The organism is Streptomyces sp. NPDC052036 (assembly GCF_040680495.1).
Lineage (GTDB): Bacteria > Actinomycetota > Actinomycetes > Streptomycetales > Streptomycetaceae > Streptomyces.
The window spans coordinates 1-25,802 of record NZ_JBFAWW010000015.1; the positions used below are offsets into that span (position 1 = coordinate 1).

General features: G+C 70.6%; 20 protein-coding genes and 3 pseudogenes. 17 read left to right on the forward strand and 6 right to left on the reverse strand.

All coding sequences use genetic code 11. From position 1 onward, the window contains the following. Window positions 1-200 precede the first annotated feature (200 nt). Together AB0L95_RS21255 and AB0L95_RS21260 are read left to right on the forward strand one after the other, a co-directional pair. The gene (locus AB0L95_RS21255; RefSeq protein ID WP_365163457.1) at window positions 201-794 is read left to right on the forward strand and encodes a transglutaminase family protein; all 594 of its coding nucleotides are present in this window, start codon (window positions 201-203) and stop codon (window positions 792-794) included. A gap of 21 nt (window positions 795-815) precedes the next feature. Further along, window positions 816-1,066, forward strand: a pseudogene (locus tag AB0L95_RS21260) (cytoplasmic protein); the annotation flags it as partial. Window positions 1,067-1,072: 6 nt separating this feature from the next. On the opposite strand, the gene AB0L95_RS21265 reads toward AB0L95_RS21260, so the two are convergent. Beyond that, on the reverse strand, window positions 1,073-1,801 hold the full coding sequence (locus tag AB0L95_RS21265) for a lysophospholipid acyltransferase family protein (RefSeq protein ID WP_365163459.1): 729 nt from the start codon (window positions 1,799-1,801) through the stop codon (window positions 1,073-1,075). A gap of 319 nt (window positions 1,802-2,120) precedes the next feature. Between AB0L95_RS21265 and AB0L95_RS21270 the strand changes: the two are divergent. The 4 genes and pseudogenes from AB0L95_RS21270 to AB0L95_RS21285 all read left to right on the forward strand — a co-directional run bounded on the left by AB0L95_RS21270 (window position 2,121) and on the right by AB0L95_RS21285 (window position 5,298). Next, window positions 2,121-2,532, forward strand: a pseudogene (locus tag AB0L95_RS21270) (thioredoxin family protein). A gap of 256 nt (window positions 2,533-2,788) precedes the next feature. Beyond that, window positions 2,789-3,298 (forward strand): flavin reductase family protein, encoded by a 510-nt coding sequence (locus AB0L95_RS21275; protein WP_365163460.1) that lies wholly within the window; start codon window positions 2,789-2,791, stop codon window positions 3,296-3,298. A gap of 194 nt (window positions 3,299-3,492) precedes the next feature. Next, window positions 3,493-4,278 (forward strand): electron transfer flavoprotein subunit beta/FixA family protein, encoded by a 786-nt coding sequence (locus tag AB0L95_RS21280; RefSeq protein ID WP_311700845.1) that lies wholly within the window; start codon window positions 3,493-3,495, stop codon window positions 4,276-4,278. A gap of 57 nt (window positions 4,279-4,335) precedes the next feature. After that, on the forward strand, window positions 4,336-5,298 hold the full coding sequence (locus tag AB0L95_RS21285) for an electron transfer flavoprotein subunit alpha/FixB family protein (RefSeq protein WP_365163461.1): 963 nt from the start codon (window positions 4,336-4,338) through the stop codon (window positions 5,296-5,298). 74 nt (window positions 5,299-5,372) lie between these two features. Here AB0L95_RS21285 and AB0L95_RS21290 read toward each other — a convergent pair whose 3' ends face one another. Further along, window positions 5,373-6,278 (reverse strand): endonuclease/exonuclease/phosphatase family protein, encoded by a 906-nt coding sequence (locus AB0L95_RS21290; protein WP_365163463.1) that lies wholly within the window; start codon window positions 6,276-6,278, stop codon window positions 5,373-5,375. Between the two features lie 214 nt (window positions 6,279-6,492). Here AB0L95_RS21290 and AB0L95_RS21295 point away from each other — a divergent pair, with 214 nt between their 5' ends. Then, entirely contained in the window at window positions 6,493-7,797 is a 1,305-nt protein-coding gene (locus tag AB0L95_RS21295) for an aldolase/citrate lyase family protein (protein WP_365163464.1), read from the forward strand. A 64-nt stretch (window positions 7,798-7,861) separates the two neighbouring features. On the opposite strand, the gene AB0L95_RS21300 is transcribed toward AB0L95_RS21295, so the two are convergent. Next, complete coding sequence (locus AB0L95_RS21300; RefSeq protein ID WP_365163465.1) at window positions 7,862-8,956, reverse strand: LacI family DNA-binding transcriptional regulator; 1,095 nt, start codon at window positions 8,954-8,956, stop codon at window positions 7,862-7,864. A 213-nt stretch (window positions 8,957-9,169) separates the two neighbouring features. Between AB0L95_RS21300 and AB0L95_RS21305 the strand changes: the two genes are divergently transcribed. The 8 genes from AB0L95_RS21305 to AB0L95_RS21340 all read left to right on the forward strand — a co-directional run bounded on the left by AB0L95_RS21305 (window position 9,170) and on the right by AB0L95_RS21340 (window position 21,292). Further along, window positions 9,170-10,129, forward strand: a complete 960-nt coding sequence (locus tag AB0L95_RS21305; RefSeq protein ID WP_365163736.1) for an ROK family protein — start codon at window positions 9,170-9,172, stop codon at window positions 10,127-10,129. Between the two features lie 351 nt (window positions 10,130-10,480). Beyond that, entirely contained in the window at window positions 10,481-12,769 is a 2,289-nt protein-coding gene (locus AB0L95_RS21310; RefSeq protein ID WP_365163466.1) for a hypothetical protein, read from the forward strand. Then, window positions 12,766-13,917, forward strand: a complete 1,152-nt coding sequence (locus AB0L95_RS21315; RefSeq protein ID WP_365163468.1) for a hypothetical protein — start codon at window positions 12,766-12,768, stop codon at window positions 13,915-13,917. Before AB0L95_RS21310 ends, AB0L95_RS21315 begins: the two co-directional genes overlap by 4 nt. A gap of 8 nt (window positions 13,918-13,925) precedes the next feature. Then, on the forward strand, window positions 13,926-14,720 hold the full coding sequence (locus AB0L95_RS21320; protein ID WP_365163469.1) for a hypothetical protein: 795 nt from the start codon (window positions 13,926-13,928) through the stop codon (window positions 14,718-14,720). Next, window positions 14,699-15,433 carry a hypothetical protein gene (locus AB0L95_RS21325; RefSeq protein WP_365163471.1) on the forward strand — a complete coding sequence of 245 codons (735 nt, stop codon included), beginning with the start codon at window positions 14,699-14,701 and terminating at the stop codon, window positions 15,431-15,433. Before AB0L95_RS21320 ends, AB0L95_RS21325 begins: the two co-directional genes overlap by 22 nt. A 73-nt stretch (window positions 15,434-15,506) precedes the next feature. Next, window positions 15,507-19,805 carry a TIR domain-containing protein gene (locus AB0L95_RS21330; protein WP_365163472.1) on the forward strand — a complete coding sequence of 1,433 codons (4,299 nt, stop codon included), beginning with the start codon at window positions 15,507-15,509 and terminating at the stop codon, window positions 19,803-19,805. 61 nt (window positions 19,806-19,866) lie between these two features. Beyond that, window positions 19,867-20,061: a hypothetical protein gene (locus AB0L95_RS21335; RefSeq protein ID WP_365163473.1), complete on the forward strand. Its 195-nt coding sequence runs from the start codon at window positions 19,867-19,869 to the stop codon at window positions 20,059-20,061. A 187-nt stretch (window positions 20,062-20,248) separates the two neighbouring features. Then, window positions 20,249-21,292, forward strand: a complete 1,044-nt coding sequence (locus AB0L95_RS21340) for an NUDIX domain-containing protein (RefSeq protein WP_365163475.1) — start codon at window positions 20,249-20,251, stop codon at window positions 21,290-21,292. A 90-nt stretch (window positions 21,293-21,382) separates the two neighbouring features. Here AB0L95_RS21340 and AB0L95_RS21345 read toward each other — a convergent pair. Continuing rightward, window positions 21,383-21,576: pseudogene (locus AB0L95_RS21345) on the reverse strand (MBL fold metallo-hydrolase); the annotation flags it as partial. A 63-nt stretch (window positions 21,577-21,639) separates the two neighbouring features. Continuing rightward, a complete protein-coding gene (locus AB0L95_RS21350; protein WP_365163477.1) occupies window positions 21,640-22,995 on the reverse strand; it encodes a dipeptidase in 1,356 nt (451 codons plus the stop codon). A gap of 209 nt (window positions 22,996-23,204) precedes the next feature. On the opposite strand from AB0L95_RS21350, the gene AB0L95_RS21355 reads away from it, so the two are divergent. Then, entirely contained in the window at window positions 23,205-24,437 is a 1,233-nt protein-coding gene (locus AB0L95_RS21355) for a geranylgeranyl reductase family protein (protein WP_365163479.1), read from the forward strand. Here the strand turns inward: AB0L95_RS21355 and AB0L95_RS21360 are convergent. Next, window positions 24,427-24,876, reverse strand: coding sequence for a nitroreductase family deazaflavin-dependent oxidoreductase (locus tag AB0L95_RS21360; protein WP_365163480.1), 450 nt, complete (start codon window positions 24,874-24,876; stop codon window positions 24,427-24,429). The genes AB0L95_RS21355 and AB0L95_RS21360 overlap by 11 nt on opposite strands. Before the next feature lie 208 nt (window positions 24,877-25,084). Here AB0L95_RS21360 and AB0L95_RS21365 point away from each other — a divergent pair, with 208 nt between their 5' ends. Further along, complete coding sequence (locus tag AB0L95_RS21365) at window positions 25,085-25,777, forward strand: TetR/AcrR family transcriptional regulator (RefSeq protein ID WP_365163483.1); 693 nt, start codon at window positions 25,085-25,087, stop codon at window positions 25,775-25,777. Window positions 25,778-25,802 lie beyond the last annotated feature (25 nt).

Here is a 25,802-nt window from a genome sequence, read left to right on the forward strand (position 1 = left end):
CCTCAGCGGACAGAGTGACTTCAACAGCACGAGGACCCGGCGACATGAAAACAGGCCACCAACTTACCCCCGAAATTTCTGGCGCATCACACTAGGCCTGTGCTGGCCCTCTTCGGCCGCCGACTCGCCATCCGCATAAATATGCGGCTGATCGAAAAGTCATTGACCGTCGATCGACCGCATTCCTATGCTCTGGAACCATGGAGCTGATCCAGCGAACGCCGGACCTGTCCGCCTACTTGGCCGCGGACGATGTCATCGACCATCATCATCCGGTGGTGCGCGCAACGGCCGCGCGACTGGCCGGGCAGGTCGCCGACTCGTATGCCTATGCGCAAGCCGCCTATGAGTTCGTACGCGACACCATCCCGCACTCCGCCGACAGCGGTGACCTGCGCGTCACCTGGCGTGCCTCCGACGTCCTCCGGGAGCGCACCGGTATCTGCCATGCCAAGGCGCACGCCCTGGTCGCGCTGCTGCGCGCCGAGGACATCCCGACGGCCCTGTGCTACCAGCGGTTGCTGCACGACGACGGCAGCGGCCATGCCGTGCACGGACTGGTCGCGGTCCGGTTCCACGGTGCCTGGCACCGGCAGGATCCCCGCGGGAACAGGCCGGGGGTGGACGCCCGGTTCTCCCTGGGCGGGGAGCGGCTCGCCTGGGTCCCCGACGAGGAGTCCCATGAGTTGGACTATCCGGGCTTGTATGCCGAACCTCATCCGGCCGTGCTGGACGCCCTCAGAGCCGCGCCCGACCGGCCGGCCCTCTGGAAGACGCTCCCCACCGCACTTTGAGGCAGGCGACGACTCTCAGCGGTCGAGCACCTGGAGCCGGGCGAGGTGGTCCGGCGCGACGAGACGGGTGTGACCTGCCGTCGCTGGAGCTGACGCCAGGGGCCCGCACCCGTCCCCGTCTGACCGAGGAGGAGTCGGCCTCCGCCGTCTTCCCGCCGGAGAGCCTGGCGCCGATGCTGGTCGCCGACGTGGAGCGGGCCGGTGCCGAACCGGCCGAACTGCTGGAGAAATTCAGCCCTGGGGCGCGGATCGCGGTGCGCGCCCCCGTCTGATCCGGCTCAGTGTGCCTCGGCGGCGCGCAGCTCCTCCGCGGTCGGAGCCGTGCCGCCGAGGTGGGCCGGCATCCACCATGCGTCCTCGGGCCCCTTGGGGCGCCCGGGGTAGGCACGCTGGGCGGCCTCCAGCAGCTCCTGGACGCGCCCGCGCAGCTGGCGGGTGAGCGCGCCCGCGTACGAGTCCCGCGGGGCTTCGATCGCCTCGCCGACCCGGATGGTGACCGGGGTGTGGCTGCGCTTGAAGTTGCGCGGTTGGCCCTTGGTCCACAGCCGCTGTGTGCCCCAGACCGCCATCGGGACCACCGGGACGCCTGCTTCCTGTGCCAGCCGCACCGCGCCCGACTTGAAGCTCTTCAGCGTGAACGACTGGGAGATCGTGGCCTCGGGGAAGACGCCGACGACCTCGCCCGACCGCAGCGAGTCCAGTGCGTGCGCGTAGGCGGCCTCGCCCTGCCCGCGGTCCACCGGGATGTGCTTCATGGCACGCATCAGCGGGCCGGAGATCCTGTGCCGGAAGACGGACTCCTTGGCCATGAAGCGGACCAGGCGCTTCTGCGGCAGGGCCGCCAGGCCGTTGAAGATGAAGTCCAGATAGCTGATGTGATTGCTCACCAGCACCGCACCGCCCGAGCTCGGGATGTTCTCCGAGCCCTTGCAGTCGATCTTCAGGTCCCATGCCTTGAACATCGTGAGGGCGAGACCGATGACGGGACGGTAGACGAGCTCAGCCATGGGCGGGGTGGACCCTTCTCTCGGCCTGGGAAGGGACTCCCGGCGGAAGTTACGCAGCCGTAGGTTTACGGCGTCTCGCAGATCGTGCCCCAAGAACGGACGTGGGGCCAGTTCTGGTGCCCGCGCGCGGCGAGATCCTCATCACGTCAGCGGTATGACCCATCGTGAGCTTTTCGTCTGGTCATATTCCTTGTGCGCAACCGCATGCCTTACGGGCGGATATGGCACACATGCGAGGCGGTCCCGAATGCGGTGTATCAGGGAGGCGACGGTGTGCGGCGCGGGAATCTTTGCGGGCTCATGGACGCTGCAACGGAGAATGACCGGATGTGTGACGTGTGGCCGTGCTTGCCCCGGCGAGTGTCGGTAATGTGCCGCAGCGGCGGCGGAGCGGGGGAGTGAGCGTGCGCGGGCGGGACGACGAAATGCGGCTCGGGGCAGCCGAGTTGGGCCAGGGGCTCGGCGAGCGGGCGACGCTTGTCCAGTTCTCCAGCGCCTTCTGCGCCCCCTGCCGGGCCACACGGCGCGTCCTCGCACAGGTCGCCGGGTTGGTGCCCGGGGTCGCTCATGTGGAGATCGACGCCGAGCAGCGGCTCGAACTCGTCCGCGCACTCGGCATCCTCAAGACGCCGACCGTGCTCGTCCTGGACGCGGACGGGCGCATCGTACGGCGGGCGACGGGGCAGCCCCGCAAGGCGGACGTCATCGCGGCCCTGGGTGAGGCCGTTTGAGGCCCCCGGCGAGAGCCGCCGGGCTACTTTGAGACTATATGGGGTGAACCGTGAGGCGGTCGGTGACTCATCTCCCGGATCCCGGGACGCACTTGACTGTGCGCACCATCTATCGTCAGCCTGACCGTATGCCCCCGGAACTCCTTCTCTTCGAGCGTGTCCATGTGGACCTGGCCCGCACCGCGAGTGCCCGCTGTCCGGCCTGGTGACCAGCCACGGTTCCTCCTCCACGCCCCTCTCGCAGAAGGACAGCTCCATGACGGCAACGCCCGGCCTCGACGCCGCTCGGCTAGCTTCCCCGGACCTGCTGCGCGCGGTCTTCCGCCGGCATGCCGCGGGAGTCGCCGTGATCACCGCCCGGGGGGACGACGGCCCGGTCGGCTTCACCGCCACCTCCCTCACCTCCGTCTCCGCCGAGCCTCCGCTCGTCTCGTTCGGTATCGGCCTCGGTGCCTCCAGCTGGCCCGCCGTCTCCCGGGCCGGCCATGTCGGCGTGCACATACTCGGCGAGCACCAGGAGGCCCTGGCCGGCGTCTTCGCCCGTAGCGGCGCCGACCGTTTCGGCGCGTCCACCAGCTGGCGCGAGGGTCCCCAGGGGGTTCCCGTGCTGGACGGCGTGCTCGCCTGGCTCGTCTGCCGTGTGGTGGCGCGAGTGCCCGCCGGCGACCACCGTCTGGTGGTCGCCGAGGTCGTCCGCGGCGACCCGTCCGGCGCCGGCCGTCCGCTGGTCTACCACCAGGGGCGCTTCAACGGGCTGCGCGACTGAACCTACTCGCCGGTTACGCAGCGTTGCCAAGGTCACAGTTCAAAGCGCTTGCTTAGCGGGCATGAAATGGGTGTACTGGCGAGTAATATTTCGTTCGGAGCGCGGGGTCGCCCCGACCGGGATCGGCCGCTTCAGGCGCCTATGCTGCCTGCAAGAAGGCAGCCCAGAAATGACGATGCAGTAGGAGAGCCGGCGTGAGCTTGAGGATCGTTGTCACTGTGAAGTACGTGCCCGACGCCACTGGCGACCGGCACTTCGCCGATGACCTGACCGTCGACCGGGACGACGTGGACGGTCTGCTCTCCGAGCTGGACGAGTACGCCGTCGAGCAGGCGCTGCAGATCGCCGAGGACGCCGACGACGCTGAGGTCACCGTGCTGACCGTGGGTCCGGAGGACGCCAAGGACGCGCTGCGCAAGGCCCTGTCGATGGGCGCCGACAAGGCGATCCACGTCGAGGACGACGACCTGCACGGCACCGACGCCATCGGCACCTCGCTGGTGCTGGCCAAGGCCATCGAGAAGGCCGGCTACGACCTGGTGATCTCCGGCATGGCCTCCACCGACGGCACCATGGGTGTCGTACCGGCGCTGCTGGCCGAGCGCCTGGGCGTGCCGCAGGTGACGCTGCTGTCCCAGGTGTCCGTCGAGGACGGCACCGTGAAGGGCCGCCGCGACGGCGACGCCGCCTCGGAGCAGTTGGAGGCGTCCCTGCCGGCCGTCGTGTCGGTCACCGACCAGTCGGGCGAGGCGCGCTACCCGTCCTTCAAGGGCATCATGGCGGCCAAGAAGAAGCCGGTGGAGTCCTGGGACCTCTCGGACCTGGACATCGAGGCCGACGAGGTCGGTCTCGAGAACGCCTGGACCGCGGTCGAGGCCGTCGCCGAGCGCCCGGCGCGCACCGCGGGCACCATCGTCAAGGACGAGGGCGAGGGCGGCAAGCAGCTCGCTGAGTTCCTCGCGAGCCAGAAGTTCATCTAAGGCTCCTCAGCCTGACCGCCCCTGAAGACTTCGCAATCCGCAAGGAGATCCATTCCCATGGCTGAAGTTCTCGTCTACGTCGACCACGTGGACGGCGCCGTCCGCAAGCCCACCCTGGAGCTGCTGACGCTGGCCCGGCGCATCGGCGATCCCGTCGCCGTCGCCCTCGGCAACGGTGCCGCCGACACGGCCGCCGCGCTCGCCGAGCACGGCGCGGTGAAGGTGCTCACCCACGACGCGTCCGAGTACGCCGACTACCTGGTCGTGCCGAAGGTGGACGCGCTGCAGGCCGCCTACGAGCAGGTGTCCCCGGCCGCCGTCCTGGTCCCGTCCTCCGCGGAGGGCAAGGAGATCGCCGCCCGTCTCGCGCTGCGCATCGGCTCCGGCATCATCACCGACGCCATCGACCTGGAGGCCGGCGACGAGGGCCCGGTGGCCACCCAGTCGGTGTTCGCCGCCTCCTTCACCACCAAGTCCCGTGTCTCCAAGGGCACCCCGGTCATCACGGTCAAGCCGAACTCGGCCGCCGTGGAGGCCGCTCCGGCCGCCGGCAGCGTCGAGGAGCTGGCGGTGACGTTCTCCGACAAGGCGACCGGCACCAAGGTCACCGGCCGCACGCCGCGTGAGTCGACGGGCCGCCCCGAGCTGACCGAGGCCGCGATCGTGGTCTCCGGCGGCCGTGGTGTCAACGGCGCGGAGAACTTCGCGATCATCGAGGCGCTCGCCGACTCCCTCGGTGCGGCCGTCGGCGCCTCGCGTGCCGCCGTCGACGCCGGCTGGTACCCGCACACCAACCAGGTGGGCCAGACCGGCAAGAGCGTGTCGCCGCAGCTGTACATCGCCTCCGGTATCTCCGGTGCGATCCAGCACCGCGCCGGTATGCAGACCTCGAAGACGATCGTGGCGATCAACAAGGACTCCGAGGCCCCGATCTTCGACCTGGTCGATTACGGCGTGGTCGGCGACCTGTTCGAGGTCGTCCCGCAGCTGACCGAGGAGGTCAAGGCCCGCAAGGGCTGAGCGCCTTCGCGGCTACGAGGCCCCCGGGACCGTCATTGCGGTCCCGGGGGCCTCGTTCATCCAAGAGTCAGCGTTCATCCAAGAGTCAGGGACGCCTGCACCGGCAGATGGTCGCTCGGGAACTGCCCGTCCGGGGCCAAGGTGTTGACACAGGCCCAGTGCGCGGTCACGCCCGGTGTGACCAGGATCCAGTCGATGCGATCGCCGTACGGCTTCGGCGGACGGTAGCCGTGGAACGTGCCGTAGGGCGCGGTGTGTTCGGCCGCCATGTCCCAGGTGTCCATGAGACCGGCACCGAGCAGGGCGTCGTACACGGGGTTCTTGTGGGCAGCCACGTTGAAGTCGCCCGTCACCACGAGCGGCAGGGCGCGGTCGAGTCCGGCCACCCGGTCGGCGATGAGGGACACGGCACGCGCGCGTGCGTACTGACTCTTGTTGTCCAGGTGGGTGTTGAGGACGTAGAACTCCCGCCCAGGGGGCTGCGCGTCGTGGAAACGGACCCACGTGACCATGCGGATACAAGCACCGCCCCAGGTGTTCGAGCCGATCACATCGGGCGTGTCGGAGAGCCAGAAGTGGTCGTACTCCACCGGCGTCAGCCGGCGCGTGTCGTAGATGACGGCCACGAACTCGTCGCGGCTGCCGCCCGCACGGCCGGTGCCGAGCCACGCGTACTCCGAACCGAGATCGGCCGCGATGTCGCGCACCTGGTGGTACAGGCCCTCCTGGGTGCCGATGACATGCGGCCGTTCGCGGCGCAGCAGCGCGCGCATCGCCGGGCGGCGGACCGCCCAGCTGTGCCGCCCCGCGTCGCTCGCGTACCGCAGGTTGAAGGACATGACCTCCAGATGGCGCTCGTGCCGGTCCGAGACCGGGGCACCCTGCGACGACAGTGCCGCACCGGACACGGGCAGGACGGCCGCGGCCGCCACGGCGGTCTTGAGGCCCAGACGGCGCGTGACGCTGCTGAGAGGGGGCACGGGAGGCTCCTTCTGTGGCGGGTGCCGGACGAGCCCTGTGCCCGTAGTGTGACAGAGCCGGATGAGATGGGCGTGAACAGCGCGAGGGCGGGGAGTGTCCGACCTGGAGCGGGAGCCGCACGGGTCCGGAGGGTGTTGACCCACGGCGACAGCCGCGGATAGCTTCGCTCAACGGATTGTTGATTCCGTTCAGCGGAAAGCAGGAGGGTGCGGGATGGGTTCGGGCCAGCAGCAGCGGGTGGCGACGACCCTGCCGGGTGCCGTCAGCGAGGCGATCGCGGCCTCCCTCGCCCCGGTCGACGCCGAGTTGGAGCGGTGCTATCCCGGTGACCCCGGCACGCGCCAGCCCGTCCACACGGTCTACGTCCCCGGGGACGTCTTCGCCGCCGACACCATCCGCTCCTGGGGTACAGCGGCCCTGGCCGCACTCGATGAACACGCCCCGGACGCCGCGTCCTTGGCCGCCGTGCTCGGCCTCCCGGACGAGCTCGCCGAGCCCGTCCACGACCGTGTCCGCGCGAAGCTGGAGCGTGAACCGGTCGAGGATCTGCGTGTCGACTTCGAGGACGGCTACGGACCGCGGCCGGACGCCGAGGAGGACCAGGCGGCCGCCCGCGCGGCGCGACTGATCGCACAGGCCCCCGGCGACGGCACGGCGGCCCCGTACATGGGCATCCGTATGAAGTGCATGGAGGCGCCGGTTCGGGACCGGGGCATCCGCACGCTCGACATCTTCCTGACCGGTCTGATGGAGGCCGGCGGCCTGCCGCGGGGCCTCGTGCTCACCCTGCCCAAGGTCACCTACCCCGAACAGGTCACCGCCCTGGTGCGGCTCCTGGAGGAGTTCGAGAAGGCGCACGGGCTGGAGCCCGGCCGGATCGGTTTCGAGATCCAGATCGAGACCAGCCAGGCCATCCTCGCCGCCGACGGCACGGCGACCGTCGCGCGCATGATCCAGGCCGCCGAAGGACGCGCCACCGGACTGCACTACGGCACCTTCGACTACAGCGCCTGTCTCGGCGTGTCCGCCGCGTACCAGTCCAGCGACCACCCGGCCGCCGACCATGCCAAGGCCGTCATGCAGGTGGCGGCCGCCGGCACCGGCGTACGGGTCTGCGACGGCTCCACCAACGTCCTGCCGGTCGGCCCGACCGAGAAGGTCCACGAGGCATGGCGGCTGCACTACGGGCTCACCCGGCGGGCCCTGCGTCGCGCCTACTACCAGGGCTGGGACATGCATCCCGGTCATCTCCCCACCCGGTACGCGGCCGTCTTCGCCTTCTACCGTGAGGGCTTCGAGCAGGCCGCGGGGCGCCTGGTCCGGTATGCGGGCCGGACCGGCGGCGATGTCATGGACGAACCGGCGACCGCGAAGGCACTGAGCGGCTATCTGCTGCGCGGGCTGGACTGCGGCGCGCTCGACACGGCCGAGGTCGCCCGGGCGACCGGCCTGACCCGAGCGGACCTGGAGGGCTTTGCGAGGCCGCGACGGGGCGGCCTGACGGCGTCGGCTCAGTAGACGCGTGCGGGGGCGGGGGCCTGCTGGGCCGACCGCGCGCTGCCCGTCGCTCGTGCTCCGCGCGTCAGTCCGCGGGCGGCAGTTCGCCCGAGCCGCGGGTGATCAGGCGGGTCGGGAGTTCGATGCGCTCCGGAGTGACGAGCGAGCCGTCGAGCTGGCGGAAGAGCCGCTCGGCGGCCGTGCGCCCGAGGGCGGCGGCGTCCTGGGCGACGACCGTGACGCCGGGCTTGAGGAGATCCGCGAGCTCGAAGTCGTCGAAGCCGACGAGGGCGACCGGATGGTCGTGCTCGGCCAGGACACGCACGACGGTGACCGTCACCCGGTTGTTGCCGGCGAAGATCGCGGTGACGGGGACGGGACCTGAGAGCATCTCCTCGGCGGCCCGCCGCACCCGCTCGGGGTCGGTGACACCGAGGGACATCCAGGAGGGCTCGACCGGTATCCCCGCGTCCTCCATGGCGGCCCGGTAACCGCGCAGTCGCTCGGCCGCGGTGTGGATGCGGGGCCTGTCACCGATGAAGCCGATCCTCCGGTGGCCGTGCGCGATGAGATGGGCCACGCCGTCACGGGCGCCGCCGAAGCTGTCGGACAGCACCACGTCCGCGTCGATCCGGCCGGCCGGGCGGTCCACGAACACCGTGGCGACGCCCGCCTTGAGCTCGGGCTCCAGATAGCGGTGGTCGTCACCGGCCGGGATGACCACCAGCCCGTCCACCCGGCGTGCGCACAGCGCCAGCACCAACTCCTGCTCACGGTCCGGGTCTTCCGCGCTCGACCCGTTGATCAGCAGGGCACCGTGGGCCCGGGCGACCTCCTCGACCGCGCGGCTGAGCGGTCCGTAGAACGGGTCGGCGAGGTCCTCCAGGACGAGGCCGATGCTCGCGGTACGTCCCTTGCGCAGGACCCGCGCGCTGTCGTTGCGACGGAATCCGAGTGCCTCGATGGCCTCCTGGACCCGGCGCTCGGTGTCCGGGGTGACCCCGGGTTCGCCGTTGACGACCCGTGAGACCGTCTTCAGGCCTACTCCGGCTCGCGCTGCCACGTCCTTCATCGTCGGACGATTGCCGTAGCGGGTTCCGGAGACGCGGTCTCCTCGGCGGGCGGTCTCGGGCACGATGCGCTGTCCTGTCCTGTCGTCCACGGGGGTGCGGCGGTCCATGGGGTTGTATGAGGATGTGGCGTCGAGCATAGAGCCTGGACAACGTTGTCAGATGCGGGAGAGACTGTCCACCGCAATCTCCGGCCTGCGCCTTCCTTCAGGGGCGCCTCCTGCCCGTACCCGGCCGGAGGCCCGGACCCCGCGGTGATCGCCGCAGTGTGTCCGGTCCGGCACGACTCCGGTACGACTCAAGCCTTGGGAGATCTGACTCTGATGCACAACGACCTCGTGGCCGCGCTCGACATCGGCGGCACCAAGATCGCCGGGGCGCTCGTGGACGGCCACGGCCGGATCCTGGTGCGCGCGCAGCGCGCGACGCCCGCGAAGGAGGACGGCGACACCGTGATGGGCGCGGTGGCGGACGTCGTCGCGGAGCTGGCGCTCTCCCCGCTCTGGGGCAGGGCGAGTGCCGTGGGCATCGGCAGCGCGGGCCCCGTGGACGCCTCCGCGGGAACGGTGAGCCCCGTCAACGTACCGGGCTGGCGCGGATACCCGCTGGTCGAGCGGGTCCGTGCGGCGACGGACGGCTTGCCCGTCCGGCTGATCGGCGACGGCGTGGCGATCACGGCCGCCGAGCACTGGCAGGGCGCCGCCCGCGGCCACGACAACGCGCTCTGCATGGTGGTGTCGACGGGCGTCGGCGGCGGTCTCGTCCTGGGCGGGCGGCTGCACCCGGGCCCGACCGGCAACGCGGGCCACATCGGACACATCAGCGTCGACCTGGACGGTGACCCGTGCCCCTGCGGTTCGCGCGGCTGTGTGGAACGCATCGCGAGCGGGCCGAACATCGCCCGCCGCGCGCTGGAGGGCGGCTGGCAGCCGGGCCCGGACGGGGACACCTCGGCCGCCGCGGTCGCCGCCGCCGCGCGCCAGGGCGACCCGGTGGCCGTGGCCTCTTTCGAGCGGGCCGCGCAGGCGCTGGCCGCGGGGATCGCCGCGACCGCGACGCTGGTGGAGATCGACATCGCGGTCATCGGCGGGGGAGTGGGCAACGCGGGCGACGTTCTCTTCACGCCCCTGCGCAGGGCCCTTTCCGGCTACGCCACGCTGTCCTTCGTCCAGGGCCTGACCGTGACGCCCGCGGTGATGGGCACGGACGCGGGCCTCGTGGGCGCGGCAGCGGCGGCTCTGGGAGGCCGGGACAGCTTGCCGACGGCGGGCATCGCGACCTGAACCGGCCCCGTGAGGGCGGGTCGCGGCGCGCACCTGGCCGGTGTCATGAGCGTGCTGCCCCAGGAGGAGCTACGCGGCAGGCGTGACTGGATTTGACCGTCACTGGCCAGTGTTTGGCAGTTTCCTGACGGAATTAGCTTCTCTTTTGGCTCGTAATTTCATCATTAGCGACCGGATCGGCTGTCTTCGGCATTAACGAATCGATTTCGTTGCGCCGGCCCGGCGTGTCTCCTACGGTGACCGTCTCAGGCGCAGTCCGGCGATCACGGCCATGCGTGGGGGCATGGAGCCTGTGCGCCTGTGGGGGGGCGTACACGCGTACGCGGGTTGCACGAGGGGGGCGGCTCGTCCGTGAGCGATATCAAGGAAAGACTCGATGCTGTGCTGCGCCGACGGCGGGAGCTTCTGCCTGTCGTCGACGAACAACTGGACCGGTGGACCCGGATCCGGCAACTGGTCCGGGAACTGCGTGACGCGACCAGGAGTGCCGGCCCGGCCGGTCCGCAGGGGCCGGCGCACGCCGCCCTGGACTCGTTCGACACGGCGGCCATCGAGCGAGCGGTGCAGGACTGCCTGGACGTACTGGCCGGGGTCCGGGGCCGGGTCGGCCGAAACACCGTCAACATCGGTGTGAGCGGCCGTGCCCGCAACGGCAAGAGCACGGTGCTTCAGTCGCTGTCCGGGCTCGACGACCAGCAGATACCCAGCGGGCGCGGCCAGCCGGTCACGGCCGTGCGCAGCCGGATCTACCACTCGGCCACCGACCGCGGCGCACTGCTGACGATGCACACCGAGGGCTCGTTCCTCAAGGAGGTGATCGCTCCGTATCACGCCGAACTGGGCCTCGATCCCGCGCCCGGCGACCTGTCGGCCTTCGCGCTCTACGACTATCCGCCGCCCGCCGACGGAGCGGGCAAGGCCGACCAGCCCCGGCTGGCCCCGCTGCTGGCCCGGGTCCGTGAGGCACAGCAGGCACTCGGTACCTACCGGCACTGCCTGACCGGGGAGATCCGGACGGTGGACCTCTCGGACATCAGGGAGTGGGTGGCCTATCCGGACGGTGCTGGGGCGCCCCCGGTGAAGAGGCCGTACCTGGCCGTCCGGGACGCGGCCATCACCTGCGCCTTCCCGATCGACGAAGTGACCGCACTGGGCCTGGTGGACATGCCCGGGCTCGGTGAACTGGTCCCCGAGGCCGAGGCACACCATCTCGACGGCCTGCGCAACGACGTCGACTTCGTCATCGTCGTCAAGCGGCCGACCGACACCAATGCCATGTGGGCGGAGGAGGACGCCCGCGCCCTTCAGCTCATCGGGAGCGTCTGCACCGTCGCCGATGTACGGGACTTCACGCTGATCCTGGTCAACACGGGTATGTGTCTTCCCGAGAACGTCCGCGCTCTCGCGGACGACCTGAGCCAGCGGCTCAACGGGAATGACGAGCACCGCGGTTACTGGGTGGTGCTGGAGGACGGCGCCGACCGCGACGCGGTGCGGGAGCTGGTGCTGAGACCGGTTCTGGAGCACCTGGCGACCGCCCTGCCGCGTATGGACGAGGCGGTGATCGCGGACGCGATCGCGGTGTGCCGGGAACGCACGGAGGCGATCGCGACGGAACTGGCTGCCTGGACCGCTGTACTGCGGACCCTGGCGGTTCCCACATCGGCGGAGCAGACGTTCGACCGCGCCGAGCGACTGCGCGAGGAAGTGGCGGCTTCGCTCCAGGCATGGGTCGACACTCTCAGCGCTCGTGCCGAGGACGACTTCGACGACACCGAGTTCCTGGAGCGCGTCGCGGAGGTGCACGAGAGCGTCCGCACCTGGGTGCTCAGCGGCTTCGGGGAAGGCGCCGAGGCATGGCGGGAACGGGCGCTGAACCGCCTGCGTGTCGACCGGGCGTCGCTCCCCTTCGCGTCCACGGAGCTCAACCGGGTACGGGTGGAGATGGCACGCCGCTTCGCCGCGGTGGACGACGTGCTGACGCGACGACGGGAGGACTACTGGGCGGGTCTGGTCGACGCGCTGGGCCCCAGGCTGGCGCTCCTCCTCCGTGACAGTCCCCCTGCGGCGGACGCCGCTCGACCCCGGGACTCCCTGCAGGCCCTGGCTCGTGTCCTTCATGACGCGTACGACCCCTGCCCCGTGCTCGCCGGGACGCTCGACTCCGCGTTGGACGTACGGCTCGACTACCACACCCGGGTGTTGCCCCATGTGCGTCGTGCCCTCGGCGTCCTCCTTCCCGAACCGGACGATCCGGCGGCGGACGGCCCGACCACCTTGCTGGCGGTGCCCCGCACAGCCGAGGGTGCCGAACTCCTGCTGGAGAGGATCACCCAACTGGCCCGGCAGGCCGCCTACGACGCTCAAGCGGTCCTGGCTCGTGAGCCGGCGACCGCGGCCCAGGCGCTGTTCGCGTACGGCGAGCAGTTCGAGGACTCCTTCGTGCGCTCGGACCAGTCCGAGGTGGAGTTCAGACGCCTCGTGGGGCAGTTCCAGGACCGCATGTGGCCCACCGACACTGCCGGGCCCCGAGCGGTGACGGCTCAGGTGCGCCGGGTGCGCGGACTGGTGGCGGAGCTGCGCCGCCTGATCGATGACGTGGATCCGCGGCACCCCGCGGCTGAGGGGAGCAGACGGTGACACTGTCGTTCAAGGCGTCGATGGTGGGCCCGTCGAGGGTCGGGAAGACCACCATGCTGACCGCTGTCCTGGCCGAGACGGAATCCATGCTGGCCGGTAGCGGAGTGAGTCTCGTCCTGGACGAGGCGACCGAGTTGCGGGTCCGCAAGAACCGCAAGGAACTCCGACGGGCCATCGAATCACGCGAGTTCGACGCGGCGTCCCTGGGCGGAAGCCAGGCCAAGGCCCTGTATCAGGTGAGCCTTCAGGCATTCGGGGACAGCAGGCCGGGCATCCCGTTCAGCATCCTCGACTACCCGGGCGGCTGGCTCGACCCCGCCGTGCGCGTCCGTGTCCCCCAGGCCAAGGAGAGCTGGGCCGAGTGCGAGAGGCACATCACCGAAAGCCTGATGCTGCTGGTCCCCGTGGAAGCCGCCGTACTGATGGAGGCCGTGACTCCGGCGCAGCGCCGGGCGGTCGCGGACCTGCTCGGCCTTGAGGACGTCGAGGCCCTGGCCCGGAAATGGGCCCGCGCACGCAACCGGCCCGAGCACCGTGACGAGCCGGCCGTGCTCGTTCTCGCGCCGCTGAAATGCGAGAAGTATTTCGATGACAACGGCGGCAAAGGACGAGAAGCCGGAAGACTGCGCCAACTCGTTCGGGAAAAGTACAGAACGATCGTCGGTGCTGTCCACGAGGAGGCGAAGGACCGCAACGTACGGGTGGTCTACGCCCCCATCGACACCTACGGCTGTGTGGACCTCATGGAGGCGGAGTGGGTCGAGGTGGACGACGACGGTGACCGGACCCTGGACTTTCGCGGACACTACCGATTCCGGGAGATCCCACCCGAAGTGCGGCCCAAGGCCGCCGCAACCGTCATGCGGGAGCTGTGCAGCTGCGTGGTCTACGGCCAGGACGCCGCGGAACAGCGGCGGGCGGATGCGGCCAGGGGTGTCTTCGAAGCCGCGCTGGGGCGCAAGTTGGAGACCAAGGGGTTCTGGGGGGCGTTGGACTACTACCTCTTCGGGGAGGCGCTGGCCAACAGGAACACCCGTCTGTCCAGCCAACAGGTCATCGACGATGCGGCGCGGCACCAGGAGGAGCTGACAGCGGTGCTCAAACGCATGGCCCAGCAGCCAGCCGACGAGCGAGTGGAGGAATGGTGAGCGGCCCGATGCGCGCCTACCTGATGACCCGGGGCACCAGGCGGAGCAAGGACTACGCCTTCCTCGGCGAGGCCCCGGCCGTACCGTGGTGGGATGCGCTCGCTCCTTGGGTCTTCCTGGAGAGCGAGGAGGTCATCGTCCACCGGAACGAAGCGGGCCGTGCGAGCCTGCTCATCAGCGGCATCCCGTCACGCCGCACCGACGTGCTCGGCACCCGGATCCGGCACACGGTGGTACTGGACGGTGCGGACGGCGAGCACGGCCTCGCCCTGTGGATCGTGCGATGCGGACTGGACGACGCAGAGCGGACCCGGCTGGGAGACGCCCTGGACAGCGCCTTTCCCGGGGACCTCGTCGACGCGCTCATGACGGATGCGAACGATGACGTCGGAGACAGGTTGCTCGCCGCGCTCAGACAAACCGCCGAGGAGCCGGAAACGCACGAGGCGGGAGAGGACATCCCCGGGTCGTGGGCGGGCAGCGTTCACGATGCGACGGCGACCGGGGCCTTCATGGCCCGCGCCCGGCGTCTTCTGGCCGAGAAGCACACCGGATACGCCTTCACCACGCATGCTCTGCTCACCGCCGACGGCGCGCGGGGCGCGGCGCGCGCGTTGCCCGGCGAGATGGCCGCCCTTCTCCACGAGGGTGACCTGCAGGAGGTCGAACAGCTGGGAAAAGGTGGCGTCCCGGCACCGCGCCGGGACGGCACCGCGCAGGCCGGAGCGAAGCGCCAAGTTCTGCTGGCGCTGGGGGTATTGGCCGTGGTTCTCGGGGTGTGGTGGCTGATCCAGCACCTTTGATGGATGCGCTGGACGCCGTGTTCCGCGCTCAGGACCGCCGGTTCTACACGTTGGAATTCGCCTTTCCGCGGTGGCAGGCCGCGAAGCGGCAATACGAACTCGACGTCGAGATACTTCTCCCCATGGTGGAGGGTTCTCTGTACCGCTCCGGTGACGGGCGTCCCATCAACGTCAAAGGTCGTGTCATCCAATTCACGCCATCCACGAATACGCTGGGGAGCGGGGAATCGGTCCTGGGGGAGTTCGTCTTCAGGCTGAGCGATGACTACGGGGAAGTGCGCGTTCCGTTGCCTTCCTCCTTCGTCAAGGGCTTGGGTGACGCAGTCACCTGGTTCCGGGAAGCCCTTACGCCCTACGAATCCGAGGACCTCAGTCGGCATCTCGTGCGCCTCGTCCGTGACGCGGGGGCCAGATTCGAGGAGGTCATCGGTATGTGCCGGCAGCTGGCCACGAGCGAGAACCCTGCTGACGCACTGGAGCACGCGGAACTGCTGTGGGCCCGTGCCCGCCTGCTGATGGTGCTGAACCAGGACCGAGCGGCGGCGGAGTACGTCGTCCGGGGATGTCGACGGGCCGAGTTCTCCGGACTGCCGCTCGGCTCCCGCATGGTACGAGCCGGGCGGGGACTTGCCCTCCTGCTGGAGCGCGCTCAGGAAGAAGAGGCCGCGCAACAGGTCAAGAGGATCCTGCCCGCTGTGCATGACTGGCCATGACGGCCCGTCCTACGCCGTGCCCCGCCGCACGGCGTAGGACGGGAGGCGCGCTTGAACGGTAGGGTGCCTGCCCATGACGCGTACCGAACCATCCGACGCGCCAAGGGTGTTCATCTCCTACGCGCACGAGGATGACGGCGGCGCCCACGCCGACCAGGTGCGGGAGCTGTACCAGCTGCTGCGGGCCAACCACGTCGACGCGCAGTGGGACGGGGTGGCCGCCGAGCAGCGGCAGAACTGGCCCAAGTGGATGGTCAAGGAGGCGGAGCAGGCGGACTTCGTCCTCGTGATTGCCTCACCCTCCTACAAGCTGCGGGCCGAGGGCACCGAGGCCCCGGGGGTCGGCCGAGGGGTCGCCTGGGAGACGGGACTTCTCGAGGAATACGTATACCGGCACCACCGGACATGGCACCGCCGCGTCCTCACCGTCGTACTGCCAGGAGGTTCGCCGGACGACCTGCCCGCCTACCTCCTGACCACCGCCGTACCGCCCTTCATCATCGATCACCTCACGCGAGAGGGCGCCGAGAAACTCCTGCGCTATCTGCTTGAGCAGCCCTATGAGATCGAGCCCGAACTCGGAGCCCGACCGGTGCTGCCGCCGCGCGACACCTCCGCAGCCGGCCGACAGGACGGCGACCCGCCGGAGCTGGCGGAGTTGTGGCACAACTCGCAGGCCGCTGCCGCCGAGGCCGAGATCGTCGGCGTACACCCCCTGGGCCAGGACCTGCTGCTCTCCCACGGGCTGTATGTACAGCGCACCATCGAGAAGGACGTCATCGCGGCCCTGGAGGGGCCGGGGTGCACGGCGGTCGTGGGTGAGGCCGGCTACGGCAAGACGAGTCTCGTATGGAGCATCCACCGGCGCCTCGCCGAGCAGGGACGGCGTCCCTTGTTCCTCCGGGCGAGCAGCCTGCTGTCCGGTCTCTACGAGGCGGGGCAGGGCGACTCCGCCCGGCGCAGGGGCGTTCTCGCGCCCCGAGTGGTGCTCCGCGCGATCCAGCAGGCGGCCCGACGGGAACCCTCGACGGTTCTCCTGGTCGACACCGTCGACCTGCTCATGCACAGTGACGACGCCTGTGCCCTCGTCGTCGACGTGGTGCGCGCCGCCGACCGACTGAGCCTGTCCACCCTCCTGACCTGCCGCCCCGTGGAGGCCCAGCGCCTGACCACGGCCGTGGCGGGAGCGGGGGTGGACCTGAGGACCCGTCTCCTCGGGTCCTACGACGCCGACGAATGGCCCGAGGCCGTCCGCAGCTATGCCCGCGGCTTCTACGACGGACTGGACGGAGCCCCGCCGACCGCAGCGGTCGTCGACCGGGTCACGAACGCCGCCTCGCTGGGGCGCGCGCTCCGGGAGGTGTGCGCCAACCCCTTCGCGCTGCGCCTCCTGTTCGAGCTGTACGCGCCCGACATGCCCGACGAGGACGTGGACACGCCTCATCTGTACGACCGGTTCTGGAAGCGCCGGGTGGTGAGCGACCAGCGGGCCTGGCGGACGTCGACCACACTGCCCGCGGCCGATCTGTCCGCTCACGCCAGAGCCGCCGCACGACTGATCCTCGCCTCCAGCCGGCTCGACGCCCGGCGTGCCGTGCTGGAGGGCGGGATCGAGGCCCAGCTGTCCCGTACGCGGGATCTGGTCGTACGGGACGGCCCTGATGTGCCGGCCGCCCTGGAGGCGCTGCGCTCTCGGGGCGTGCTCTCCATCCGGGAGCAGACCGGATACCTCTGGTTCTTTCATCAGACGTTCTTCGAGCACGCGGCGGCCCGGGGCGTGCTCGCGTGCGGCAGCTCGGCCGTCGACGACCTGATGGACAGAGTCGCCCGCGACCCGGGTGACCTCTACTTCGGCGAGGTGGCCGGCGAGGTCCTGCTGATGGCCGGACGGCTTCCCGAAGCGGGCGGCGAGACCTTCTCCAAGGACCGGGCCGATGCGGCACTGTCCGGCTGGCTCGCCTCCGACGACCCCGCTCTGCTGGGCATGGGGCTGCGTGTCTACGCCAAGTTCAAGGAGCCCGGCCCGTTGGTGCGCGCAAACGCGCCCGGTGCGTTGAGACGCGCCGACACCCCGCTGATCGACCGGTTTCTGCGGTTGCTGCCGTCCGTGACCCACCGGGACCTGAGTCGGCCGCTGGACGACCTGGCCCTGCTGTGGGCGGGGGAGCGGGACCGAAAGCGGGTCAGGCGAGGCGTGATCGAGGCCCTGGTGCGGCTCGCGACCCAGGACGCCGTGGCCGTCGAGGCGTTCACCCGGGCCCACGGCTGCTTCGAGTGGCTGCGGTCGTTGCCCGCCAACGAACTGCACCACAACGAGAAACTGGCCTTCCGGCTGCTCGACGCCGTGGTGCCCGCCAACCAGGAACGCGCCGTCGATCTCGCCGCCGAGTTCTGGCGGCTGGCCGTGGGCACCGGCCGACTCGCCCTGCTGACCGACCTGTTGGTGCGGATGGCCCGCTGGACCCTCCCTCCACGGCTCGTCCGGACGTCCGTCAGGACCTTCATGGAGGAACTCGCGGACGTTCAGCCGGACAAACAGGACACGGTTCCCTTCGAGCGGGCGTTCGGCAGCTTCTTCCTCAACAGTGCGCCGAGAGCGGAGGAGGTCCTCCCGGAACTGCGCAGACGGCTGGGGCTCGGCCAGGACCGGGCGGCGGCCGGCGGGCAGGAGCGCCGCACGAGCGTCCTCGCCCTGCGGACCACGCTGCGCATGCACACGGCTGCCGTACTCGGCGGACTCGCCGTGGATCCCGCCGACTACCTGGACACGGTCCTGTCCACCCGGGAACCGGCGCGCCAACTGGCCGTGTGCTACGGCGTCCTGACCGAGTCGCTCGTCGGGCGGGCGGCACGCTTCCGCCGCGACCCGCGCACCGCCACCGACCCGGCCGACCCCGCCGCCGACGACCCGGACGCCGGGCCGGAGACCGGTAATCCGCTCACCGTCGAGGCACGCCGACGCTGCGCCCGGGCACTGCGGGACCTGCCGTGCGAGGAGAACTCACCCCAGGGCGGCAAGGACGAGAGGTGGTTGTGGCGCAACGCCCTTCAGGAGGCGCGGCTGCCCGCCGAGACCCTGCTCACGCTGCTGCCCGAGGCACAACCCGGCCCGTTCGCCCCGGTCCGCTCGCTGTGGCTGAGCAACACGGGTCTGAGCTCGTTCCTCATCTCCGCCGCCACCGCCGGGCACGCCGAGGCCCGCAGGGCCCTCACCGCCCTCGTCGGAGACCAGGAGGTCCAGGACACGCTCCGCGGTACGAGGCAAGGGCGCGCCGCACTGGAGAACATGGTGGGCCGGCTGCAGTACGCCGTACCCCGCCACCCCGAACTCGTCGACCAACTGATCCTCTACGCGCGGACCGCGGCGATGCCGGAGGTGCTCCACCAGACGCTGGGGGACATGGCCAAGGCCGTGCGGTCCGACGCGCACGACGCACAGCCCGTGCGGGAGTGGCTCCCGGCCCCGCACCGTCAGGCGCTCATCGAGTACCGGCGACGGCTCGTCGACGACCGTAGACCGGACATCCGCCGACACGGCTTCATCCTCTGGAAGGTCCATCTGGAACTCGGCTTCGACGACTACCCGACGATCGATGAGATCGTAGGGGCCTGGGAAGCGGCGGCGGCGCAGGATCTGCGCAACGCCCTTCTGGAACTGGCGACGGTGACGGTCCCCGCCCGGATGTGGGACGCGACGGCTCCCACGATGCTGCTGCGCGTCCTCAGGCCCCTGCTGAAGGCCGGCCGGGCGGCCCGCGCCGAGCCGCCGTGCCGGGCGACCGAGCAGGTGATCAGCCATGAGTCGAAGGCCCGCATGCTGCTCACCCAGGCGCACGCCCATCTCGGGGCGCTGCACCGCGCCGACGGCATCGTCGCCTTCGCGCTCTGCCTGGCCGAGCGCGCCGGGTACGACGTGCGCTCGAACCTCGGCAGCGGGACGGTGAGCGAGATCTTCCGGTCTCTGGGCTTCCTCATGGAGCGGCTCGTCCCCGAGGACCCCGTGGAGGCGGCCCGTCTGACCGCGACGATCGTGGAGGCCATGCACCGGGTCCAGCCCGAGAACGTGAAGTGGAAGCGCGACATCGCCCGGCCCTGGGCGGTCTTCCTGGGGGACCTGTGCACGCGGCTCACGCCGGTCGACCAGGAGCGCTGGACACGGCGCATGCTGTGCGAACCCGCCTTCTGCACCCCCGTGGTGTCGGCCGCGGCCCAGCTCAAGCCCAAACCCGCCTGGCTCGACGCGCTGTTCCGCGAGGAGACCACGCCGGCCTCGCTACGGGAGAGCATGAGGGGCAGCAACTACCTCCACGCACGGACGGAGGGCAACCTGGGCGGCTGGCCGGAACTGCTGGAGCGGGCGCCGCTGTACTGACCGGCCGCGTCATCGGAGAAGGGGCCGTGACTCCGGACCAGTGGCGGCAGTTGAACCGGTCATGAAGAAGCGCAGCATGCTCGCCCTCGCCTCCCTCGCCACCGGTTTCGTCGTGGCGGCCGTCACCCCCTCCCACGCCGCCGACCGCGACACGCTCGGTGATCTGAACGTCAAGGACACTGTGAGCACCGTGGACCACACCATCGACCAGGACGGCCTCGCCACCGAGAACGGCGCCCTGGGGCAGAACGGCTGAGGGGGAGCCGAACACGCGGCGCCGGTGGCCCTGGACGACAGGGGCACCGGCGCCGCGGCATGCGGCCCCCTGAGCGCCCCGGCGGCGTCCCGGCGATCGGCGCGCCGGACGCACCCTCATCAGCGCCGGGTTTCCATGGCAGGGTGGAGCGGGCAAGCCACAGGGGGCCAACAGAAGAGGGGGAACTGTGATCGTCGTCTGGATCAACGGCGCGTTCGGTGCGGGGAAAACCACCACCGCACGGGAAGTGATCGAGCTGATCCCGAACAGCACGCTCTTCGACCCGGAGGTCATCGGCGGATCGCTCACGCAGCTGCTGCCGCCCAAACACCTCGCCGAGGTCGGCGACTTCCAGGATCTTCCGATCTGGCGACGGCTCGTGATCGACACCGCGGCAGCCATGCTCGCCGAACTCGGCGGTGTCCTCGTGGTTCCGATGACCCTGCTGCGCCAGGAGTACCGCGACGAGATCTTCGGCGGCCTCGCCGCCCGCCGCATCTCCGTGTGCCATGTCCTGCTCGCTCCGGCCGAAACGATCCTGCGTGAGCGAATAGCCGCCCGGGAGGTGCCACCCGACCTCCCCGACGGCGAGATGCGGATCCGCCAGTGGTCGTACGACCACATCGAGCCCTATCGCGTCGCGCTGGGCGCCTGGCTCGCCGCCGACGCCCACCCCGTCGACACCAGCGCGCTCACTCCGTACGAGAGTGCCCTGCGGATCGCCGAGGCCGTACGCACCGGCGACGCGCCTGTCAGCGACATCGTGCAGACCCCCGAGCCGACCTCCGAGACCCTCGCGGCCGGGGTGCTCCTCTTCGACGAGCAGGACCGTGTGCTGCTCGTCGATCCCACCTACAAGGCCGGCTGGGAATTCCCCGGGGGCGTCGTCGAGCCCGGCGAGGCCCCTGCCCGCGCCGGCATGCGCGAGGTCGCCGAGGAGACCGGGATCACGCTCCAGGAGGTGCCCCGGCTCCTCGTCGTCGACTGGGAGTCCCCCACGCCCCCCGGCTACGGCGGACTGCGCCTGCTCTTCGACGGCGGTCGCCTCGACAGCATCGAAGCCGAACGTGTCCTGCTGCCCGGGCCCGAGCTGCGCGCCTGGCGGTTCGTCACGGAGGCGGAAGCGGCCGATCTGCTGCCGCCCGTGCGCTACGAACGTCTCCGCTGGGCGCTGCGGGCCCGCGAACGCGGCGCGGCACTTTACCTGGAGGCGGGCGTTCCGCTCGGCTGACGATCCGTCAAACGCCGGGGCGGCTGCGTCGGTGGGTCACGATCCCTCGATGCTTCGCTGCGGGGACACGTCACGGGACGTCGTACCTGTCCGCCGCAGCTGCGCAGGGTCTCGCCCCCGGCCCGTGCTCGCCTCGTCGATCGCCGTACCCGAGCCCGTCGGGCCGGCGTCGATGAGCGTCAACCCGTCGTCGTCGCACCAGAGACAGGCCCGACCGACAGATACGCCCGACCGGCCGCGAAGCGCAGCAGATGCCGACGCGGCAGGAGTTCGACGACGTCCATGGGGACGAGCGCGGAGAGGGTCCTCGCCTGCGGGCGAGGACCCTCTGCCGTGGTCAGAACCGGTCAGCTCGCCGCGTAGTTGCGCAGGAACAGGGCCTCGGCGACCGACAGGCGCTCCAGTTCCTGCGGGGACACGCTCTCGTCCAGTGCGTGGATCTGCGCCTCCGGCTCGCTCAGGCCGATGAGGAGGATCTCGGCCTGCGGATAGAGCGACGCGAGGGTGTTGCACAGCGGAATGGAGCCGCCCTGGCCCGCGTACTGCATCTCCTCGCCGGCGTAGGCGACCGCCATCGCCTCGGCCATCGCGGTGTACGCCGGTCCCGAGGAGTCCGCCCGGAACGCCTGCCCCTGTCCGATCTGTTCCGTCCGCACCCGGGCGCCCCACGGGGTGTGGGCCTCCAGATGGGCCTGGAGCAGCTTCGTCGCCTCGGCCGCGTCCACCCCCGGCGGCACCCGCAGACTGATCAGCGCACGGGCGCTCGCCTGCACCGACGGGGTCGCGCCCACGACCGGCGGGCAGTCGATGCCGAGGACGGTCACGGCGGGTCGGGCCCACAGCCGGTCGGCGACGGAACCGGAGCCGATCAGCTCGACTCCGTCGATCACCTTGGCGTCCTTGCGGAACCACTCCTCGTCGTACCGCAGGCCCTCCCAGTCGGACCCGCCCGTGAGCCCGTCGACGGTCGTCGAGCCGTCCTCGGAGCGCAGCGAGTCCAGGACGCGGATCAGCGCGGCCAGCGCGTCCGGGGCCGCGCCGCCGAACTGGCCGGAGTGCAGATTGCCTTCCAGCGTGTCGATCCGGACCCGGACCAGGGTCATTCCGCGCAGCGTGGTGGTGGCCGTCGGCAGACCGACCCGGAAGTTGCCCGCGTCACCGATGACTATGGCGTCGGCCGCCAGCAGATCGGGGTGCTGCTCGGCGTACCGCTCCAGACCGCCCGTGCCCTGTTCCTCCGAGCCCTCCGCGATCACCTTCACATGCACCGGCACACCGCCGTTGGCCCGCAGCGCCCGCAGCGCCAGCAGATGCATGATGACTCCGCCCTTGCAGTCGGCGGCGCCGCGCCCGTACCAGCGGCCGTCGCGCTCGGTCAGTTCGAAGGGCGGCGTGGTCCAGCCGGCCTCGTCGAGCGGCGGCTGCACGTCGTAGTGGGCGTAGAGGAGCACGGTCTTCGCGCCCTCGGGGCCGGGCAGATACCCGTAGACCGACTGTGTGCCGTCCGGGGTGTCCAGCAGCGCCACGTCCTGGAAACCCTCGGCGAGCAGCGCGTCGGCGATCCAGCCCGCGGCGCCCTCGCTCTCGCTCTTGGGGAACTGGCCGAAGTCCGCCACCGATTTGAAGGCCACCAGTTCGGTGAGCTCCTCCTTCGCCCTGGGCATCAACGAGGCGACGGTCTCGGCGACGGGATTCGAGGACATGGGAACGCTCCTTGAGGTGCGGTGTGGCACCGATGGGTACTTCTGTGTAGGTGTGTAACTCTGTGTGCGGGTGATCACGCTGGGGTGCGCGCGTACGGGTGTGCAGTGCACGTACGCTGCCGATCCTCCCACAGCGGCCTGCGACGATGCGGCCGTAGGATGCGGGGGACAGGTGCGGCAGGCGGCTTGATCGGGAGCAGTAGACCATCGTGAGCAGCGAGAACTCTTCGGCGGACGGCGTGCAGCGGGTGTGGGACGTCGTCGTGGTGGGCGCGGGACCCGCGGGGGCCTCGGCCGCCTACGCGGCGGCCGTCGCGGGACGCAGCGTGCTGTTGCTGGAGAAGGCGGAGCTCCCTCGCTACAAGACCTGCGGCGGCGGCATCATCGGCCCCTCGCGCGACTCACTGCCGCCCGGCTTCGAGTTGCCGCTGCGCGACCGGGTGCACGCGGTCACCTTCTCGAACAACGGCCGCTTCACCCGCACCCGCCGCTCCAAGCAGATGCTGTTCGGGCTGATCAACCGTCCCGAGTTCGACCAGCAACTCGTCGAGCACGCGCAGAAGGCGGGCGCGGAACTGCGGACGGGTGTGACCGTCTCGCGGGTCGAGCAGCACGGATCGGCGGTGCCCGACCGGCGCACGGTCGCCGTCGTCCTGCAGGGCGGCGAGACGGTGCTGGCGCGCGCGGTGGTGGGTGCCGACGGCAGCGCCAGCCGTATAGGGGCGCATGTCGGGGTGAAGCTCGACCAGGTGGACCTGGGCCTGGAGGCGGAGATCCCGGTGCCGGAGACCGTCGCCGAGGACTGGAAGGGGCGGGTCCTCATCGACTGGGGACCGATGCCGGGAAGCTACGGCTGGGTGTTCCCGAAGGGCGACACGCTGACGGTCGGCGTGATCTCCCGGCGCGGTGAAGGCGCCGCGACGAAGCGGTATTTGGAGGACTTCATCGCCCGGCTCGGCCTCGCCGGTTTCGAACCGAGCATCTCCTCCGGACACTTGACCCGCTGCCGTGCCGACGACTCGCCGCTGTCGCGCGGGCGGGTGCTGGTGTGCGGAGACGCGGCGGGGCTGCTGGAGCCCTGGACGCGTGAGGGCATCTCCTTCGCGCTGCGGTCGGGGCGGCTCGCCGGGGAGTGGGCGGTGCGGATCGCCGAGGCGCACGACGCGGTGGACACGCGGCGCCAGGCCCTGAACTACGCGTTCGCGATCAAGGCCGGTCTGGGCGTCGAGATGAGCGTCGGGAAGCGGCTGCTGGCGGCGTTCGAGCGGCGCCCCGGGCTCTTCCACGCGGCGCTGACCGGCTTCCGCCCCGCGTGGACGGCCTTCAAGGACATCACGCGGGGGGCCTCCTCCCTGGCGGAGATGATCCGCACCCGTCCGATCGCCCAGCGCGCCCTGACCGCGCTGGACCGGCGGTCGGTCGGGGACGAGGTCAGTTCCTGACCGTGACGCGGAAGACCGGATGGTCGGGGGCGATCCGGCGCAGCTCCTGGTCCGGGGAGTCGGGGCCCACACCGTTGAAGAAGACCCCGACCTCCGCCTTCCAGCGCTTGAGGTAGGCGCGCAGCAGCGGAACCTTGTCGTCGTCGGCGATCTCGGTGGCCGTGAACACGTCCACGTTCTTGCCCAGGCGCAGTTCGCCGCCGCCGGCCGCGCGCATGTTGTGGGTCCACTGCACATGGCCGCGGGGAGCGACCAGGTACTGCTGTCCGTCCACGGTCAGCAGGTTCACGGGGGTGGTGCGCCACTCGCCGCTCTTGCGGCCGCGCACCGCCAGCACCCGGGATCCCCAGATGCTGATGCCGCGGCGGGTCATCCAGGCCACGGCGCGGTTGAAGACGTTGACGGTGAACCAGCCGGGCTTCCGGACGTGTGTGGACATGGCCGTCCTCCAGGGGCGGAAAGTGTGAGCGGTGCTCTCGCTGTGGAACAGTGTGGAGGAGATCGGTGCTCCACCGCAAGAGCAGTGCTCACTGTTTGGTGCGGCGCTCTTGTTTGAGTGCGACGCTCTCGGCTGAGTGCGATGCTCGCGGTTGAGAGCTGCGCTCTCGGTTGTGTGCACTGCTCTGGAAACGTGGCACACTGCGGACATGAGCACCCCCCAAGGAGCCCGCGCCCGAGCCCGGATCGAGGTCACTGCCGCCATCAAGGACGCGGCCCGCAGACAGCTCGCCGCGGAAGGCGCGGCCAGACTCTCCCTGCGCGCCGTCGCCCGGGAGCTTGGCATGGTCTCCTCCGCGCTCTACCGCTACTTCCCCAGCCGGGACGACCTGCTCACCGAGCTGATCATCGACGCCTACGACGCGCTGGGGGAAGCCGCCGAGGCCGCGGCCGCGCGGGCCGGCGACCTCGCCCCCGCGCGGCGTTGGGTCGCCGTGTCCGAGGCCGTGCGCCGATGGGCGCTCGCGCACCCGCACGAGTACGCGCTGATCTACGGCACACCGGTGCCCGGATATTCCGCGCCCGAGTCGACCGTCCCGTCCGCCTCCCGTGTCTGGCTTCAGCTGCTCGACATCGTGCGCGACGCCCACCGCGGGCGCGGCGTGGCCCGGACCCCGGTGCCCGCCGAACTGGAGCCGGAGGCCCGCCGTATGGCCGCCGACCTGGCCCCCGATCTGCCGCCCGAGGTGGTCACGGCCCTGGTCGCCTCCTGTGCGCAGCTGTACGGACTGGTCGGATTCGAGCTGTTCGGACAGTTCAACAGGGTCGTGGAGGACCGGGAGGTGTTCTTCCGGCATGCGGCGGCCCAACTGGCGCACGGCGTGGGCCTGGTCTTCCCGTAGTAGCCGCCGCGCACCGGCCCCCCGA

What these genes read in the sequence shown, in the direction of transcription:
- AB0L95_RS21255 (WP_365163457.1), top strand. Translation starts at nt 201, where the DNA reads ATGGAGCTGATCCAGCGAACGCCGGACCTGTCCGCCTACTTGGCCGCG.
- AB0L95_RS21265 (WP_365163459.1), bottom strand. Translation starts at nt 1,801, where the DNA reads ATGGCTGAGCTCGTCTACCGTCCCGTCATCGGTCTCGCCCTCACGATG.
- AB0L95_RS21275 (WP_365163460.1), top strand. Translation starts at nt 2,789, where the DNA reads ATGACGGCAACGCCCGGCCTCGACGCCGCTCGGCTAGCTTCCCCGGAC.
- AB0L95_RS21285 (WP_365163461.1), top strand. Translation starts at nt 4,336, where the DNA reads ATGGCTGAAGTTCTCGTCTACGTCGACCACGTGGACGGCGCCGTCCGC.
- AB0L95_RS21295 (WP_365163464.1), top strand. Translation starts at nt 6,493, where the DNA reads ATGGGTTCGGGCCAGCAGCAGCGGGTGGCGACGACCCTGCCGGGTGCC.
- AB0L95_RS21300 (WP_365163465.1), bottom strand. Translation starts at nt 8,956, where the DNA reads ATGGACCGCCGCACCCCCGTGGACGACAGGACAGGACAGCGCATCGTG.
- AB0L95_RS21305 (WP_365163736.1), top strand. Translation starts at nt 9,170, where the DNA reads ATGCACAACGACCTCGTGGCCGCGCTCGACATCGGCGGCACCAAGATC.
- AB0L95_RS21320 (WP_365163469.1), top strand. Translation starts at nt 13,926, where the DNA reads ATGCGCGCCTACCTGATGACCCGGGGCACCAGGCGGAGCAAGGACTAC.
- AB0L95_RS21330 (WP_365163472.1), top strand. Translation starts at nt 15,507, where the DNA reads ATGACGCGTACCGAACCATCCGACGCGCCAAGGGTGTTCATCTCCTAC.
- AB0L95_RS21335 (WP_365163473.1), top strand. Translation starts at nt 19,867, where the DNA reads ATGAAGAAGCGCAGCATGCTCGCCCTCGCCTCCCTCGCCACCGGTTTC.
- AB0L95_RS21350 (WP_365163477.1), bottom strand. Translation starts at nt 22,995, where the DNA reads ATGTCCTCGAATCCCGTCGCCGAGACCGTCGCCTCGTTGATGCCCAGG.
- AB0L95_RS21360 (WP_365163480.1), bottom strand. Translation starts at nt 24,876, where the DNA reads ATGTCCACACACGTCCGGAAGCCCGGCTGGTTCACCGTCAACGTCTTC.
- AB0L95_RS21365 (WP_365163483.1), top strand. Translation starts at nt 25,085, where the DNA reads ATGAGCACCCCCCAAGGAGCCCGCGCCCGAGCCCGGATCGAGGTCACT.